This window comes from Psychrobacter sp. DM8, assembly GCF_051307025.1.
Taxonomy (GTDB): Bacteria; Pseudomonadota; Gammaproteobacteria; order Pseudomonadales; family Moraxellaceae; genus Psychrobacter.
In genome coordinates, this window is the sequence record NZ_CP195538.1 from 2,523,339 (window position 1) to 2,541,989 (window position 18,651).

Consider the following 18,651-nt stretch of genomic DNA (forward strand, 5'->3'; position numbering starts at 1 on the left):
AGGCGCATGAATAATGAGCTAACTGCTTTTGACTGAACCATTGAGCTTTAATTAAAGCTTAATTGTTTTCTTTTAACTCAATATTAAGACCTAGTGATTTGATTTCTTTGGTCAAAACGTTAAAGGATTCAGGCATACCTGGGTCCATGTACTGCTCACCATCAACGATGTTTTTGTACATACGGGTACGGCCTTCGACATCATCAGACTTCACCGTTAGCATCTCTTGCAAGGTGTAAGTGGCACCGTATGCTTCTAGTGCCCATACTTCCATCTCACCAAAGCGCTGACCACCGAACTGCGCTTTACCACCGAGTGGTTGCTGGGTGACTAATGAGTAAGAACCCGTCGAGCGTGCATGCATTTTGTCATCAACCAAATGGTTAAGCTTGAGCATATACATATAACCGACCGTCACTTTACGATCGAACTGCTGACCGGTACGACCATCATATAATGTCTGCTGACCATCACGAGCTAGACCTGCAAGCTCAAGTAGATCTTTGACTTGATGCTCATGCGCACCATCAAATACTGCTGTGCCCATCGGAACGCCGCCACGTAAGTTGCTTGCCAAGGCCATAATATCGTCATCAGACAAGCTGTCGAGGTCGACTTGCTCACCACCAACTTTATTATAAATTTGGTCTAAGAAATCGCGTAAGTCTTTGATTGCCGCTTGTGCTTTAAGCATGCCGTCAATCTTCTCGCCCAAGCCTTTCGCTGCCATACCCAAATGCGTCTCGAGCACCTGACCGATGTTCATACGCGAAGGTACGCCAAGCGGGTTCAATACGATATCAACCGTATTGCCATGCTCATCATATGGCATATCTTCAACTGGCATAATACGTGATACTACACCTTTGTTACCGTGACGACCCGCCATCTTGTCACCAGGCTGGATACGACGCTTAACCGCAAGATAAACCTTGACGATTTTTTGTACGCCATGTTGTAAGTCGTCCCCTGCTGTTAGTTTGCGTTTCTTCTCAGCAAATTTGGTATCGATATCTTTTTGCTTATCGACTAAGTACTCTGCGATCTGCGTCAAGCGCTCAGAGATTTCCTCTTCAACAGGCTGAATATCCAGCAAAGTCTCAAGGCTCATCTCTTTCATATCAGCCAGCGCCATAACGGTACCCGCTTTTAGGCCGGAACCACCGCTGACTTTTTGACCATCAAGGAGCGTACCGATACGACCACGAGCGGCTTCTTCAAAGATGCGTAGCTCTTCTTTTAAATCCTTGCGGTAGCTATCAAGCTGCGATTTTTCGATAGCGCGAGCGCGAGCGTCTTTTTCGACGCCATCACGGGTAAAGACTTGTACGTCAATAACCGTGCCTTTGCTTGATGTTGGGACACGTAATGAGGTGTCTTTGACATCAGCCGCTTTTTCACCAAAGATAGCTCTGAGTAGTTTTTCCTCTGGCGTCAGTTGCGTCTCACCTTTTGGTGTGACTTTACCGACTAAGATGTCGCCTGCGTCTACTTCAGCACCGATATAAACGATACCCGCCTCATCTAGACTTGATAGAGCTGCTTCACCCACATTTGGAATATCCGCAGTAATCTCTTCGGTTCCAAGCTTGGTATCACGCGCCACACAGGTCAATTCTTGAATATGAATGGTCGTAAAACGATCTTCTTTGACGACTTTTTCAGATAAAAGAATAGAATCCTCAAAGTTATAACCGTTCCACGGCATAAAGGCGATGCGGATATTCTGACCTAATGCTAACTCACCTAAATCGGTAGATGGGCCATCCGCTAAGATATCACCCAAAGCAATCTCATCGCCTTGGTTGACAATAATGCGCTGGTTGATACAAGTGTTCTGGTTTGAGCGTGTGTATTTGATCAAATTATAGATATCGATACCCGCCTCACCTGCGGTCATCTCGTCTTCATTGACACGTACCACAATACGTGACGCATCAACATCTTCGATCACACCGCCACGCTTAGCGATAACACAAACACCTGAGTCACGAGCAACGTGACGCTCCATACCCGTACCGACTAGCGGCTTATCAGCACGTAGTGTTGGCACCGCCTGACGCTGCATGTTCGAACCCATCAAGGCACGGTTAGCATCATCATGCTCTAGGAATGGGATCAGACCCGCTGCTACTGATACGACCTGACTTGGTGACACATCCATATGCGTCACTTTTTCTGGTGGCATACGCACGAATTCACCATAGCTACGCACACTGACCATCTCATCAGATAACGCACCATCTTCAGTCACTGGTGAGTCGGCCTGTGCAATCACAGTACCCACTTCTTCAATCGCTGATAGGTATTCGATTTTGTCAGTGACCTTACCATCGACTACGCGGCGATAAGGCGTCTCTAAGAAACCAAAGCTGTTGGTTTTGGCAAAGGTCGCTAAGGAGTTAATAAGACCAATGTTTGGACCCTCTGGCGTCTCAATCGGGCAGACACGGCCATAATGCGTATCATGGACGTCACGAACCTCAAAACCTGCACGTTCACGAGTTAGACCACCTGGTCCTAACGCGGAGACGCGGCGTTTGTGCGTGACTTCTGATAACGGGTTATTTTGATCCATAAACTGCGACAGCTGGCTTGAACCAAAGAACTCTTTGACCGCAGCAGCGACAGGTTTTGAATTAATCAAATCTTGCGGTGATAAGTTATCAGACTCAGCTGAGCTCAGACGCTCTTTGACCGCACGCTCAACACGTACCAGACCAACACGAAATTGGTTCTCTGCCATCTCACCTACCGAACGAATACGGCGGTTACCTAAATGATCAATATCATCGACTTCGCCGCGACCGTTACGGATCTCAATCAGCTCTTTTAATACGTTGACGATATCATCGTTAGTCAAGACGCTGCGTCCGCGCTGAATATCAGCATCGTCCGTATCTTCAAAATCAAGACCTAAGCGGCGGTTAAACTTCATACGACCGACGTTCGATAAGTCGTAACGATCAGCGTTAAAGAACATGCTATCGAATAGTTTTTCGGCAGTCTCAACCGTTGGCGGCTCACCTGGACGCATGACTTTATAGATCTCAATCAGCGCCTCTTCACGGCTTGAGGTACTATCAGCACGTAACGTATCGGCAATATAACTACCTTGATCGATATCATTGGTGAACAAGATGCTGAACTCTTTGATAGCATCGCTTGCTTCATATGAGCTGAGTTTAACCAATAACTCGTGATCAATAAGTGTATTTGCGCGCGCGATAACCTCATCATTCACGACGATGTCTTCTGCCAAAATACGCTCATACAGATATTCATCAGGCACCGCAATTTTCGTCATACCCGCTTCTTCAAGCTGACGGATACGGCGCGCATTGATACGTTTGCCCTGCTCTACAATAACGTCACCATCAGGCGATACGATATCGAACTGCGCCATCTCACCGCGCAAGCGATCAGCAACCAAGTCAATCTCAAACTGCTCATCACCTTTATAAACGGCGACTTTGTCAAAGAACAAGTCTAAGATCTCGCTTGTGCTCAAACCTAGTGCACGTAGGATAATTGACGCTAATAACTTACGGCGACGGTCAATACGAGCAAAGACTAAGTCTTTAGCATCGAATTCAAAGTCAAGCCATGAGCCACGGTATGGGATAATACGAGCGTTATAAAGCACTTTACCACTAGAGTGTGATTTACCTTTGTCATGGTCAAAGAACACACCAGGCGAGCGATGTAATTGCGACACGATGACACGCTCAGTACCGTTGATGATGAAGGTACCATTGTTAGTCATCAGTGGCATCTCGCCCATATAGACACTTTGCTCACGGATATCTTTGATCGCCGCTTTGCTATCTTTATCTTTGCTGTCTTTGTCTTTAATAATCAGACGAATCTTGACACGCATTGGGGCTGCAAAGGTTGAGCCACGCAAAATACACTCACGCTCATCAAATTCAGGGTCCCCTAAGTAATACTCAACAAATTGCAGTTCAGCGTTACCTGAGTGGCTCTCAATTGGGAAAATAGAAGAATATGCCGCTTGCAAACCAGTATTCTCACGAGCTTTTGGCTTTTTGTGCTCTTGCAAAAATTGCTCGTAGGAATCTACTTGAATAGACAGTAAATAGGGAATGTCCATTACAGTGGGCAATTCAGCAAAACTTTTGCGAATACGCTTTTTTTCAGTATAAGAATATGCCATCGAGAGTCCTTACAGTAAACATGAAAACAAATGAAAAGCGTGACCAACTTATATAAAGTTGACGACGTAAACGATAATAAAACAACGAGATAAAACGTATTAAGCCTGACGATAAAATCACTGAAGCTCGGTATACCTAAGCTCAATGTATCATGGGTAAATGTAAGCTCTAAATATAAAGCTAGTCATCTATCGCCATCAGGTATAGACAAAAGCAATACCGTCACCTCTATGAATCTGCTAATAAGCAGTACAACCATTTAGGATTAGATAAAAATTCTAGAATAAATATAACTATAGTTTTAGTAGGAAAGCATGCAGACACAAAAAAACGCCAAACATCTAAAGACGTCTAGCATAAGTCAACTTATTTCAAAAACTGGCGTGTGTGCTTGCATGTATATCGTCTGTCCTTTTGATGGGTATCCACCGCTTGTGCTCAGGCTTTGGCAGACACAAAAGGTCAAGCTGTTTATTATAATAAAAAAGAGCTGGCAATGCAAGGCATTACCAGCTCTTTTGTGTACTAGGTTAAACTTACTTTAGTTCAACGCTTGCACCAGCTTCTTCAAGCTTCTTCTTCAACTCTTCAGCTTCGTCTTTAGTTGCGCCTTCTTTGATTGGTGCTGGAGCACTTTCAACCAAATCTTTCGCTTCTTTTAGACCAAGGCCAGTCGCTTCACGTACGGCTTTAATGACCGCAACTTTCTTTTCGCCAAAGCTTGAAAGAACGACGTCAAATTCGTCTTTTTCTTCAGCAGCAGCAGCAGCAGGACCAGCAGCAGCAGGTGCAGCGGCAACAGCAGCAGTTACGCCGAATTTTTCTTCCATGTCGCTGATTAGCTCAACGATATCCATTACTGACATTTCAGCAATTGCGTTTAACACATCATCTTTAGATAGTGCCATGAGAACTCTCCGTTATCTGATAAAATTTAATTGATTCTAATAGCGTGTATAGATAGGTTAAATAACCTAGATAGTACGCTACAAAATTTAAGTTAAAACAAGCAATTAAGCCGCTTCTTTTGCGTCTTTGATTGCTGCTACAGTGCGAACAAATTTGCCTGGAACTGCGTTCATAGTCTGGACAAGCTTGGTCACTGGTGCATTCATAGTCGCCATGAGGATAGAGAGTGCTTCGTCGCGAGTTGGTAGCTTCGATACGCGCTCTAGCTCTTCTGGACCATAAACTTCACCACCGACTGATACTAACTTGGTCTCCAAAGCTTTGTTATCTTTGCTAAAGTCGTAAACGACTCTGGCAGCAGATCCCAAATCTTCCATAGAAAAGGCCAAAAGTAGTGGACCAGTCATACGGTCTGACATGCTCTCAAACTTAGTGCCTTCAAAAGCGCGTTTTGCTAAAGTGTTTTTGACCACTTTTAAAACGACACCTTTACCACGGGCTTGTTCGCGCAGCTGAGTAAGCTTTGCAACACCAATACCGTGATATTCGGCAGCTACTGCTGAGTAAGCATTAGCAGCAACTTCAGACACTTCAGCCACAACTTGTTGTTTTTGCTCTAGCGTTAATGCCATAAGTTGACTCCTTTAATCTTACCAATCCTCATGTAGTCTAAACCACAAAACAGGACTGACTTGATACGATACGCTACTGATAGAACTAACCAGCAGCGACTGATTACGGCACCGTTATCAGAATAACAATGAGTGGTAAGACAGCTTTCATCTTACCTCCTCTAGGTTTAAACTGGGTGGGTCACCGTCTGCGTAGGACAATTGAGATTTTCATCTGTCATCGATTAACAAGCTCAGCTATAAGCTATATTACTCTCTTATAACTGCGCTTTACCTACGGTCTTAGACAGCATAGCAAAGACTATGCTGACCTAATTCTTAGAATTTTTTTATTACTCAAACCTTAGGGCTTAAATAAAATTATTTGGCCATGCGATATGGAACAGGATCAATAGTGATACCTGGGCCCATAGTACTAGATAGGGTAATTTTCTTAATGAAAGTACCTTTCGACGTTGCAGGCTTAGCGCGCTTTAGATCAGTAAGCAGTGCCCCAGCGTTTTGAATAACTTGCTCCGCGGTAAAACCAACTTGACCGATAGTCGTGTGGATAATACCTGCTTTGTCTACGCGGTATTGTGCTTGACCCGCTTTTGCGTTAGTCACAGCTTCAGCAACGTTTGGTGTTACTGTACCAACTTTTGGGTTAGGCATGAGGCCACGAGGACCTAAGATCGTACCCAACTGACCCACAACGCGCATAGCATCAGGAGCTGCAATAACGACATCAAAGTCCATATTGCCAGCTTTGATTTGTTCTGCTAGGTCTTCAAAACCTACAATGTCAGCACCCGCTTCTTTTGCAGCTTCAGCAGCAGCGCCTTGAGCAAATACAGCGACGCGCTTGGTTTTACCCGTACCCGCAGGTAAGTTGGTAGCACCACGAACCACTTGATCAGATTTACGTGGGTCAACACCCAAGTTGATAGCAATATCGATAGACTCTTTGAATTTTAGCGCTGGCAAATCATTTAAGATCTGAACCGCTTCTTCGATAGTGTATTGCTTGTCGTTATCAACACGATTGTTAATTTCTTTTTGGCGTTTGGTTAGCTTACTCATTTACACACCCTCCACGGTAATGCCCATTGAACGTGCGGTACCAGCGATGGTACGAACAGCGGCGTCAAGATCAGCAGCCGTTAAATCAGCATCTTTAGTCTTTACGATCTCTTCTAACTGCTCACGTGACACTTTACCAACTTTAGCGGTATTAGGGGTGCCTGAGCCTTTAGCGATACCAGCAGCTTTACGTAGTAAAAACGCCGCTGGTGGTGACTTCATGATGAAGGTAAAAGACTTATCGCTATAAACGGTAATCTCTGTTGGAATTGGTAGACCTGGCTCTTGGCTTGAGGTCGCAGCGTTAAATTCTTTACAGAACGCCATGATGTTCACGCCTTTTTGACCCAGTGCTGGACCGATCGGCGGTGAAGGGTTTGCTTTGCCTGCAGGCACTTGTAGTTTGATGTAACCATCAATCTTCTTAGCCATGATTCTCTCCTATATGGGTAATAGCGCTAAATTATTATCTAAATAATAATAGGTAGCTCCCCGGTTGATAAAACTTTAAGAAATGTTTTAGTCTAATTTTTCAACTTTACTAAATTCAAGTTCGACCTGAGTGGGTCTATTAAATACATTTACTGTAAGATGTAGCTTGGATTTTTCGTAATCCACTTTTTCGACCAACCCTTTAAAGTCAGTAAAGGGACCGTCGATGACCAGTAGCTCTTCACCTGGCTCAAATAAAGTCTTGGGACGAGGATCTGCTTCAGCTTGGTTCAAACGGTTTAAAATACGATCAGCTTCTGCCTGGGTGATCGGTGCTGGCGTCTCAGGCGTACCACCAATAAAGCCCATGATGCGCGGACATTCTTTGACGATGTGCCAAGTGTTATCGTTCATCTCCATTTCGATTAAGACATAACCTGGAAAGAACTTACGCTCACTTTTGCGTTTTTTACCGTCTTTCATCTCGACCACTTCTTCTGTTGGCACAAGAACATCACCAAAAGAGTCTGCAAAGTCGCTACGATTAATACGATCTGTTAGTGAACGCTGTACTTGCTTTTCATATCCTGAAAACGCTTGGACAATATACCAACGCATTTGACGCTCCTGATCGTTTGAGTCGTTATAGATAAACGCCAGCTAGAACTAATATGGTTTTGCTAAAAGCTTATAACCAATAGATCTTAGCCGATAAAGATACCGACGAACCAATTAAAGAAGTTATCGAGTAACCAAATAAAAAACCCAACGATACCTATGACGACAATCGTCTGCCATGTGTATTGAAAGGTCTCATCTTTACCTGGCCAAGTGACGCGGCGCAGTTCAACTGCTGCGTCTCTTAGTAGGATTTTAAAGGCGCGACCTTGGTGAGTCAGCGCCAAACACACTAATGCAAATACGGCGAGCGCGACGATGATACCAATACGTACCCAAACGTCATTCGCCGCTTGCCAATACCCTGGCAAGTACTGATTTGCAAAAGTCGCTGCAATTAATGCCACTATGGCAAGTAACCATAGCATCATATCTTTAGCTGAACCAGTCTTAGCGACTTCGACAGCAGAGGTATTCCCTGCTGAAACGTGCTTTGATTTGCTCAGCATTCCACCAGCCGCCGTATTAGGGGCATCAGATAACTTAGAATCGAGGTTATCCTGATTATTGCTCATAAAGAACTCACTTAGGAGGTGGCGTATAACAGAAGATATGATAAGAAGATGGCAGGCGATGTAGGACTCGAACCTACAACCCTCGGTTTTGGAGACCGATGCTCTACCAATTGAGCCAATCGCCTATGGGTGTTAAGGCTGATAATTATACCTATCTTTGCTTGAAATGCAAGTTTTAAGACGTCTTTATTTATTTATGACATAAATGATATAAGCTAAGTTTTATCTCTGACTTGCGCTTATGATATCTGACGCCAAAGCTGATAATAGAAGGTAAATAAGTCGTCAACAAATACCAAAACTATTATAAAATAAAGATTGCTATGACAGTCATGGCTAAATCAGCAAAGACTCTACCAAGGATAAGCGATGAAATATTACGTACTAGCGTGTGCGCTGCCACTATTGACAGGCTGTATGAGCATGAAAAATGTAAAAGAGTTACCACTTGAACTGATTTATCAGCCACCCGTATCAGGTGCGAGCGCAACTATCGTGGGTAAGATGGAGCCACGACATACCAAACTCGTTGGTGATCGTATCGCTTATATTATGGAGATTGATGGTAAGCGCGTGTCTAAAGAGCGTAAGGAAGAATACAGCGCAACATGGGACACTGTCTATCCGCTTACGACAGGCGAGCATACCATGACCGTCACGTATCGTATGGCGGGACATTATACTCGGCCTGCTAAGATTAGCTTCACTGCTGAGGCGAATAAAAACTATCAGTTGGACTTCGTTACTGATATCGGTACGGCATGGTTCAGTGGAGACAGCTACGCTGATATTTGGATTAAGGATAAAGCAACAGGAAAGGCAGTAACCGAGGTTGTAAGAACCGCACCACCGCCTGCGCCTCAAACTATTTCTTATCCGATTATTATTAATAATAGATGATTGAGATATCCATAAAAATAACTCTGGTACATGACCAGAGTTATTTTGTTTTAAAGTTTGAATATTACCTACGCAAGATACTATATATCGCTCAAGCGGTTCTTAAAAGTCAGCAATCTTTCGATTTATCAAAGCATAAAAATTAAGCCTTTAAGCTTGCTTTTTCTCATGGTATCTACGTGCTATAGATATCCATATTCTTTAAGTTCTTCTGTCGTTAGAGGCACGAAAGTCACATAACCTTCTGGTTTACCGCCTCTTAAAAATCTTGAATAACTGCAAGCAAGGCATAAAAAAGCAAGAGGACTATAGCCTTCGTATCTTGTCAATAACACTTCGCCACCACCTTCCGAACCACAGTTTGGACATATATAATCTTCTAGTTCAAAATAAAATAAACGTTCTATATCACTTCTAAGAAACATTGCGAATGTATCTATATCTTGAAAGTTTATAGATACTAGACGATTGACAAGTAGTTTTACTCTTTCTTCACTGATATTAGCTTGATCTATTGGATAATAATCTGGATCTAAATTCTTATAATTCAAAAGTTCATAATTAGAGAATGGTGTATTACTAAAAATTTCTTCGTATTCATTGAGTACATGTACAATAGTCTTAGAGTATAACAAAGGAGTATTGTTTTCCATGTTAATAAAACTATTCTTTATAAGATCAAAATCTTTTAAGTTATAGTTCATAATTAAGGCCCTTTAACTGGAAAAGCTGTTATTAAATTACCTTGATAATCTGTAAATATCTTCATATGAGTAGTCGGTTTGCCACCTTCATTTAGCGTTGTATTGCCAATGACTTTTCTTGTATTAACAGTACGTGTATATTGACCACCTACCATCGCTGTTACTGGGACTTTAGTTATTGAAGCATTACCGAGTATAGACTTTAACTCTTGAGTTGAAATTGTAAATACCGATCTATTTTTACCTAAAGGTTGATTAAAATGCCCATCAACAACATGTTTAAATCCTGAGCTAACAGGAGAGCCACTATCTCTTAATGGTGTAAAATTTGTTGCTTTGTCGACTATATTTACTCTAGTTGCAACTCCATCATATATTATACTTCCTGGGCTAACATAAGGTGTCATCGTCGGAACTCGTTTTGCAGGATTGACAGAAGAAATATCAATACCTACTGCTCCTATTTGTGATTTCCAAGGAACCGAAGGTCTGAGCGCTGAATTAGCTATTGTTGCAGTAACGATCTTACCATTTTTTAGAATGTACGTAGCACCATTATAGGTGACTCTAGCTCCTGATTTCAATTTTGGTAATACGCTTAGTAATGAAGAAGGCACCTTAGCAACACTTGCCCCTATGAATACTGCGTCAAGAGTGTTTATAGCAGACTCCATTCCCATGCCAAAGTTATTACCACTGGCAGCATGCATATTATAGTTATCAGCTCTAGTCTGTAGGTCATAAGCAACAGCTAATTGGACGGCAAGCATTTTATCGTCTTGACTAGCAAATTGTTTCAAACCTGCATAAGTGTCAAGTGGGTGTATAAAGGGTTCACCAATTTTGCCCACGCTTACAGCAGCACCAGCCAAACCACCAGCCGCTTGCTCAAGTAAAACGACTGCACCGTCTATAAACTTAGAGTTGCTCTCAGGTTGCTTTAAAGCATTATTCTCAACTGCCATGCTAGCACTATTAGCTGCGACATCTACGTCCACGTTAGTTAATAGAGCTACATATCCTGCGAGCATCTTAGAATAATCTAGAACTTTCCTCTCTTCATCTGCAGTTAATAGTCTCGAATCATCAACTAAATAATCACCAAGCATCTCACCGACAGCCGCGCCAAGTGCACCAGCATCACAGCTTTGATTCTTCGCACTTGCTGATACACAGCCAACACCTGCCGCGACTAACTTATGAGCCAAATTATCAGCGAAATAGTTTGAGTCAAAATCTTTTACGAGTCCACTAAAAGTTTCAGCAGCGAACACATCGACTATCGCACTACGTAAACTATTTTTTAAAGCATCTTCAAAACTTGCGCCATTGATAGCAGTATCAGCAACAGCTTTTGTAAAACCATTACCAATAGCGCTAGACAACTTTTGTCCAAAGGGGTCATTGACACTACTGCTAAAGCCTAATTTAGCACCTAACCCAGCAGTTAATGCTGCTGTCGCCATATTGCGTATGGTATCGCTACTTGCCATATCTTTTAACGTCTTACTAATATCACCCTTATTATTGATGAGTGTAATAACCGCTTGCGTCTGTAGCGCAATACCAGCAGCATTAGTCGCTACCATGGATGCGGTAAGGCCACTACCTGCTGGACCTGCTGCGATAGTAATAGCAATAGCAATCAAAGCCGCCGCCCCCGGCGTCAATCCTTCTTGTGTATAGTCCCAATTCTTCTGAATCAGATCGACTTGTACCCAGTTGATATCATTGCTCTTATCCAGAGTCGCAAGGTACTCATATCCTGGCTGTTTAGACAGATCAAGCGCGATCTTACCTAGCTCAGCTGAACTCTTTTGAATATTAGTCTTAGCTTTATTATTCGCATCAACCGAGACCTCAACTGGCACAGCGACTATGACACCGTTAGGTGAGGTAATCGTCGGTGCTTGATTAAATTTAGGCAATTGCGCAGTAGTGACGACACTACCTTGATCGACCGTCTTCATCCAAACCGTGCTTTCTTTTTCTTGATTATACGTTGTTGTGATTTGATTCGTGATAGGCGCTAAGATCACTGTAGCAGTATCGTCAGCGTAGGCGCCAACACCAACTTTAATGTCAGCTGGCTTTAGTGTACTAAAAACGGTGCCTTCTAAGAAGGTGCTGCCACCTGACGCAGTATAAGCTGTACCACCAATCAGCTTAGCGGGTAGTTGGGATAGCTCTTGACGAGTATCGCTAGTATTGTCCTTGTTGTAGCGAATACCCAAAAAGCTAGACTTTTTCTTAACATCAGTACTACTTTCATTAACATTGTCGATAGCGTATAGATTGAGTAGTTTACCTGCTGATATGTTGATACTACCAGTAGGCGCTGCTATCAGATCTGAGCCATAGATATTGATATTACCATCAGCGGTGAGGCTGATATTATTGGCTTGAATGTCGGTGGTGATGGCATTGCTATTATTAGAGGTCTTAGTTGTCGTTTTAGTTTTCTTTTTACCATACCATGTACGAGAAGTGCTCGTTTTTTGAGAGCCATCCATAAATGCCACTTGCGATGATTCAAGGTCAATATCACCAAGAGCGGCGTCAATGCGGACATTGCCGCCAGTAGAGTTGACGTCAGCACTGTTTAATATCACAGCATTATTAGTGGTATAGGTGTTTGAGACACTGTTATAATCGTCAGAAGCCTTGTCTAACATGCCTTGAGCCGATATTTTTATATCACCTTTTGCCGTAAGGGTAGGTTGATTAATGAGCTGATGATAAGAGTAATTGTTTCCAGTGATTTCACCTTTACTATTTATATCCCCTCGTTGATAAATATCAGCTAAGCCTGTAATACGAATACTGTCGTTATTGATCTCAGTTTTGCTAATATTAGTCGTTGGATCAGTACCTACGATAGTAGTCGATTTAAGATTGCCTTCTGCTAAAATAGTGATACCACCAAAACTACTCGTAATATCTGCGCCTTCGATCAACACACCTTGTTTAGCCGTAATATTGATGTCTTTACCTGCGCTAAGAGCAGAAGCTTTATGCTCATAGCCTGTTGAAGCCTTTTTGGATATCTCAGCTACTTCAGTAAGATCATTTATCAAGCTTTTTAAATCAGTTTGATTATCTAGATATGATTTGTATTCTTGATAATTGGAGGTTTGTATAGCCTTAAAATATGCAGGTTCATTTTCTTCTACATAGTTCATAGCATTGGGACGTTTTATGTTACATTCACTAGAGCTCCTGTAAGGCGATCTTATACAGGATTGTATTATCGAGCTTTTAAAATCTTTTTCTATTTTAGTAAAGCTTTCTAACCATTGAGAGTCAGCAAACGGTTGATTTAGCTCTGCTTTAGCTTTGGCTATCTCAGCATTGATGTTGTTAATCTTATAAGGTGAAACATAATTACTAAAACTACTTTTAACCCCTTTTAACTCTACACTACCATCAGTAGCAGTAATAGTGATGCCCTTTGATTTTGACTTTAAATCACTGCCTTCAACCACCACCCCTTTACCACTCAGATTAATATCACCAGAAGTGCTTAGTTTGACCACTTGCTCAGACCCTAGCCCTTGCGTACCCTTATAGCCTTTAAGAGAAAGCGTTCCATTACGAGAAGCTAGGTTGACGTCACCCACCGCACTTAAAGTTACCAGTTTAGGATCGATGGTTAAGCTACTATAACTATTGAGAGATAAGTCACCGTTTAAGGTATTAACACCTTTACCGTCTGACATCTTTTCTTTATTCGTAGCCAGTTTAGTACTGCCTGTAGCACTAAGATTGGTATTGTCTGTGAGTTGAATAAATGAGCCTGATTCTAACAGTACTGCTCCAGCTTTGACGTCTGTATCTTTGTATGACTGAGTATAGCGACTATTGATAGAGGCGACTTCGTTCGCATTTAGCGTCGTGTTACCTGTTGTATGAATTAAGGTGTCTTTTGTGCCGACCTTACGCTCACCATTGAATATAACTTGATGACCGCTATCAATGGCAATATTTTTACCAGCATCTACCGTACTATTATTGACTCGCATTAGATTGCCAGACTTTAAGCTCGTTGAGCCTGTAGATTTGGTCTGACTATCTAACACATTGAGATAATTGGCAGCATCTACAATGATTGCATTGCTCGCAGCAGTACTACCTATAGTTGTCAGCTTGGTATTATCAAGAGTGATATCACCATCACCAAAAGCATTAATAATACCTTTGTCATCTTTAAGCGTTTTGGCAGTATTGGTCTTTAGCGCAATGCCTTGAGCTTGAATGTCAGTATTGGCTAGGGCAAGGCCTAAATCACTGCGCATGACCGTATTACCAGTGCTATTTAACGTACTATTGCTGACGCTAGTATTTTCTTTTGACGAGATGCTGGTCCCGCCTATCTGCGTTGTATCTTTCGCAGCAGTCGTCAGTCCATTGATAGTCGTCGTCGCTCCTGACTCAACGACTATGTTATCAGTGTTAAAACTACTGGTTGTGATACCGACGTTACTACCCGCAGCCAAAATAGTGCTATTAGCGTTGGTTGTGAGCTTATTAACGGTGAGCGCTGCTTGATTCGCTATCGCCGTAACTGCACCTTTTTCACTGTTTAAAATGCTATTAGTAATAGTAATATCTTTGTCTTGGCTACTGATGTAGATGCCATCATTTGCATTAGCAGTGCTGTTTAAGACTGTTGCCTGTTTGCCTTCAATAGTTAATTGCTTACCTACAGTAATTGGTTGGCTGTTGTATTTTAGATTTACTAGCTCTCCTGCTTCTATAGCGGCATCATTTGTGACTTTAATGCTACCAGCCTTGTCAATGACCGCATTACGACCAGCTGCTATAGTAAGTTTGTCTGCTTTGACAATGTTACTACCTGATTTGATGGTAGCATCACGTCCTGCACTTATATTCAACGCTTTTTCTGCGCTTATTTGACTGTTGTTGCTAACAGTAGTTTCATAGACACGAGTAGTAATAGCGACATCACCACGTCCAGTAACCGTCGCATTGTCAACTAATGTGCCACTTCTAGAATTAATATTTAGTACTGCATCGCCTGCAAGGATGTTACTACCACTAAGCACACGTACATAGTGACCCGTATCTATAGACACACCACCATTTGAGGCTACAATGCTTTGACTATCGATAAAAGCATCTCGCCTTGCATCTAAATAGATATTTGCTTGATCATCAATACTTAGGTTACGCACTTCAGAACTATTAGATATCTTTAAATCATTACCTGCATCGATACGTACAATATCAGGCATCAGCTGTACCGCTTTGCCTGCACTGTTCTTTTTGACAATGCCAGTGTCAATAGTAATATCTTTATCCGCTTGGATATCGATCATGCCATAGCTGCTAATCGTACCGCTATGCGCAATACTCCCTGTCGTGCCAGTAGCGTCTATACTAACTAAACTGGTTTGAGCTTTGGTAGTTTCTATACTACCTGTATTCTCAATCTTGCCTGAGTTGGTGAGTACAATTTGCTGAGTGGCTTTGATGTTACCTGCGTTTCTAACCCCTAAGCCACTCTCTGTGCCGATTAGGTTGATAGAGTTTGCGTAAATACCACCAAGCGCACTGACATCTACCGCGAGCGTTGGTGCAACGCCTGTACCCGTGATCTTAGTCGCAGCGCCTGTGTCATAATCTACCGTATTACTACCGATGACCATATCAACATCTTGAGTAGCATTGATTTGACCATTGATAACGACAGCTCTGGCTAATACGTCAACATAGTTGGCTTGGTTCTTATTCTTAGTGTCATAAAGGGTGCCACCTAAGGCGTTACCTGTAGCATCGTTATCAAATTGAACTTGACCTTGCTTGACATCGAAGCCTGTCAGGTTACCCGCACTATCAATCTTTGGTGTACCTGTGGTCAACGTCGCACGGTTGGCATTAATAAAACCGCCACCTTGTATTTGTAGACCTGAGGGACTAGCGATGATGACATCAGCTCGCTGTCCTCCCACCTCTAAGTTTCCTTCAAATTTAACAGGTGCACTACTACGTACTTCATTTAAGATAGTATTAGCCGCACCAAGAGCAAGGTATTGGTTACCAGCGATAGCACCTGCTAGCTGAGTATTTACACCGCCCATACTGTTATTCAATACTGCGCCATTAGAGCCAATATCGAATTGATTATAAGTGTTGTGCGATAGGCCATTACTGTTGGGGGTGCGGATATTGACGATTGGTGCGCCATTCGCAGCTTTTAGTAGCGCTGCGCGTTGATCAATAGGGATGTTACTTGCTGTATTTTGTATGGCAGAGGTCGCTGCTTGTACTTGCGTATAAACCATGCTTTGGCAGCATAAAATAGCAATGGTGAGACGGGATAGAGAGTTTGGTTTGTGAGACACTACCTTTTTGTTTGAGGCGTTATTGCGGCTACCATCACCCGCAGTCTTACTATCACTCTTAGTAACTTCACTAACGACCATCATCATGCCACGGGCTTTATTAAAAACTACTCGAAAACATTGTTTATTCATGTCAGTAATCACTCTCAGCAGTTAATGGTTGTTACCAAATGTTGTCTATTTTTGCTGATTGTATCTCTGAACTATTGTAAATACTATCTTTATTTTCGTCTATTTTTATTTATTTTGTAGCAGGATGAGCAACCCTATATAAACAGCCATTTCAAAGACTTGAAGGTACTGTAAATTATTTTATACGTACAAAAAAAGCCTACTTATTTGTAAGCTTTTAAATGGTGGTTTTGGACATAGTGTTAAAGTCAAGACCCAAATCTAAAATTCATTAAATACGTGATGGATATCGTCATAGTAATAGATTTTTGTGCAAGTACAGAAATATAGTCTCTAGTTATAAACCGTCACTCTGAATCCTCCGACGGTATCTTTATCGAATGAGTTAGGCGCTTGGAGACTCTTGCCTATAAAACCGTCTATACTGATATTACTCGAGTAGAGTCTAGCGCCAAGACTTGTACTTACTAAGTATTTTCCTGCCAAGAACTGAGTACTATCTCCATCAACCCAGCCTTGATCTATCGTCACATAGGGCATAAGCGTTATCTGATTCGCTAGAGGTAGTATTCGTGCAATCTCTTGCTGTAATAACATGCCTTTCTCTCCTGATAGGCTTTGTTCTTCACTTGATCCTTTGAGAGTATAGCGACCGCCAATGATGAATCTGTCTTGAGGTATTAAGATATCTGGACTATATTGGCCGCGCCATTGCAGATTATATTTATAAGAGCCATCAGACACCTGAAACGGACTTCTAAGGCTCAATTGGGCCTCTAGAATACTGGGCTGTGATTCCGCTTCACTAATAAAGCTCTCTGGTGCTGCTATCGCTGAAAAAGCTCCAGTCCCTCTTTGATATTGCATACTGGCATTAAACTCTCCTAGCATAGTCTGACGCTGATGAGTAATACCCGCCTTCCAACCTGCGAAGCGACGCCGTTGTACTTCAATCTCGATATCATCAAAAAAGTTTTTTGAATTGCCTTGATAACCGCCTACGGTAGCGATCGTCTTAGACACGCTATCTCTATGAATAATTCTCTGCACATCAACAGCGCTATTGTCAGATCTTCCTTTATAGATAATGTCGTCATTAAGCCCTGCTAAGGTTTGATCAAAACCATAGTCACTATGCGTTAGTTGCAGCTGCCAATTCTTGTAAGGGTAGCGGTAGTTGGCGTAGATGCTTTCGTTATTCGATAAGCTATCGACATTGTTCCAAGGATCAATCGTATGTGTGTAAGATAAATTGAGCACATCGTTTGATGCTAGAGGTCTATCGATGGTAGCGCTAATAGTACCTTGATACTGACCGGTATCTTTATTGCCAGAATCATCGATACCTAATTGCCACTGTATGCGATTCGCACGCTTTTGAGTCACCACTAAGTCGCTACTACCGTATTGCTCATTGTCTGACGCGCTGATGCTTGGAATAATATCAATCGTAGTGAGCTGCGACTGCGGTAACCTAAAGTTCTCTAGGCTAGTTTCGATATCTCTTAAATTGATAACATCGTCTTTATCCAAAGCAAGAGCATTGCTGACATTAACATTGGGATGACTATCTTCGCCCCGCCATACTTTATCAAGTCGACCCGGCGTAATCGTAATCTTAAGCGTGCCGCTAGTTAAGTCTTGAGCAAGCAAACTCGCTTGTGTAGTGATAAAACCTTGGTTAATCAGCTCGTTTTGTACATTGCGTACCGCATAGCTCAAACCTTGCTGACCGATACATTTGCCTAAGATTGAGCCGCGTCCATACTTAATTGGACCCAAAATAGTCGCGAACTGCCGCTTTATAGAAGAGTCATCAGGCAGCGCTAATTCAACTTTATAAATAGTAAAGCAAGGGGTTTCGTTAATAGGTACACGTAATAGGTCGTCAGTTTGTGTGGATTGATCTAAATTCACAAAAGGCTGAGCAATTCTGTCCTCTATGTTTTCAACACGTTGCTGATATTGATTGAATTGCTGTTGTTCAATTTGATTTATGTCGGTCTGTGCATATACTTGGCAACTAATACCACTTACAGCGAGTAACTTAGCGACGAAAACAGCTAGAGATTTTGAAGTGTTGAGTAATGACATTTTTGTCTCTAATAATTGCGAACATTACGCGATTGTATACTATTTACAAT

Annotated in this window: 11 protein-coding genes and 1 tRNA gene; 1 reads left to right on the forward strand and 11 read right to left on the reverse strand. The window is 42.2% G+C overall.

All coding sequences use genetic code 11. From position 1 onward, the window contains the following. Window positions 1-58: 58 nt before the first annotated feature. The 8 genes from rpoB to ACR64J_RS10835 all read right to left on the reverse strand — a co-directional run bounded on the left by rpoB (window position 59) and on the right by ACR64J_RS10835 (window position 8,531). Complete coding sequence (rpoB, locus tag ACR64J_RS10800) at window positions 59-4,177, reverse strand: DNA-directed RNA polymerase subunit beta (protein ID WP_435949691.1); 4,119 nt, start codon at window positions 4,175-4,177, stop codon at window positions 59-61. A gap of 537 nt (window positions 4,178-4,714) precedes the next feature. After that, the gene (gene rplL / locus ACR64J_RS10805) at window positions 4,715-5,086 is read right to left on the reverse strand and encodes a 50S ribosomal protein L7/L12 (protein WP_317199259.1); all 372 of its coding nucleotides are present in this window, start codon (window positions 5,084-5,086) and stop codon (window positions 4,715-4,717) included. Window positions 5,087-5,191: 105 nt separating this feature from the next. After that, complete coding sequence (rplJ, locus tag ACR64J_RS10810; RefSeq protein ID WP_317199260.1) at window positions 5,192-5,719, reverse strand: 50S ribosomal protein L10; 528 nt, start codon at window positions 5,717-5,719, stop codon at window positions 5,192-5,194. Window positions 5,720-6,079: 360 nt separating this feature from the next. Further along, window positions 6,080-6,781 carry a 50S ribosomal protein L1 gene (rplA, locus tag ACR64J_RS10815; protein WP_317199261.1) on the reverse strand — a complete coding sequence of 234 codons (702 nt, stop codon included), beginning with the start codon at window positions 6,779-6,781 and terminating at the stop codon, window positions 6,080-6,082. Continuing rightward, window positions 6,782-7,213: a 50S ribosomal protein L11 gene (rplK, locus tag ACR64J_RS10820; protein ID WP_317199262.1), complete on the reverse strand. Its 432-nt coding sequence runs from the start codon at window positions 7,211-7,213 to the stop codon at window positions 6,782-6,784. 87 nt (window positions 7,214-7,300) lie between these two features. Continuing rightward, complete coding sequence (nusG, locus tag ACR64J_RS10825) at window positions 7,301-7,831, reverse strand: transcription termination/antitermination protein NusG (protein WP_317199263.1); 531 nt, start codon at window positions 7,829-7,831, stop codon at window positions 7,301-7,303. Window positions 7,832-7,917: 86 nt separating this feature from the next. Beyond that, a complete protein-coding gene (secE, locus tag ACR64J_RS10830; RefSeq protein ID WP_317199264.1) occupies window positions 7,918-8,406 on the reverse strand; it encodes a preprotein translocase subunit SecE in 489 nt (162 codons plus the stop codon). A 49-nt stretch (window positions 8,407-8,455) separates the two neighbouring features. Beyond that, window positions 8,456-8,531: transfer RNA gene (locus ACR64J_RS10835), tRNA-Trp, on the reverse strand. 244 nt (window positions 8,532-8,775) lie between these two features. Here ACR64J_RS10835 and ACR64J_RS10840 point away from each other — a divergent pair. Continuing rightward, a complete protein-coding gene (locus tag ACR64J_RS10840; RefSeq protein ID WP_435949692.1) occupies window positions 8,776-9,306 on the forward strand; it encodes a hypothetical protein in 531 nt (176 codons plus the stop codon). A gap of 182 nt (window positions 9,307-9,488) precedes the next feature. Here the strand turns inward: ACR64J_RS10840 and ACR64J_RS10845 are convergent, their stop codons facing one another. From ACR64J_RS10845 to ACR64J_RS10855, 3 genes are all read right to left on the reverse strand, one after another. Continuing rightward, window positions 9,489-10,010 carry a hypothetical protein gene (locus tag ACR64J_RS10845; protein ID WP_435949693.1) on the reverse strand — a complete coding sequence of 174 codons (522 nt, stop codon included), beginning with the start codon at window positions 10,008-10,010 and terminating at the stop codon, window positions 9,489-9,491. Between the two features lie 2 nt (window positions 10,011-10,012). Then, the gene (locus ACR64J_RS10850; protein WP_435949694.1) at window positions 10,013-16,507 is read right to left on the reverse strand and encodes a DUF637 domain-containing protein; all 6,495 of its coding nucleotides are present in this window, start codon (window positions 16,505-16,507) and stop codon (window positions 10,013-10,015) included. Window positions 16,508-16,840: 333 nt separating this feature from the next. After that, window positions 16,841-18,601, reverse strand: a complete 1,761-nt coding sequence (locus tag ACR64J_RS10855; RefSeq protein WP_435949695.1) for a ShlB/FhaC/HecB family hemolysin secretion/activation protein — start codon at window positions 18,599-18,601, stop codon at window positions 16,841-16,843. Window positions 18,602-18,651 lie beyond the last annotated feature (50 nt).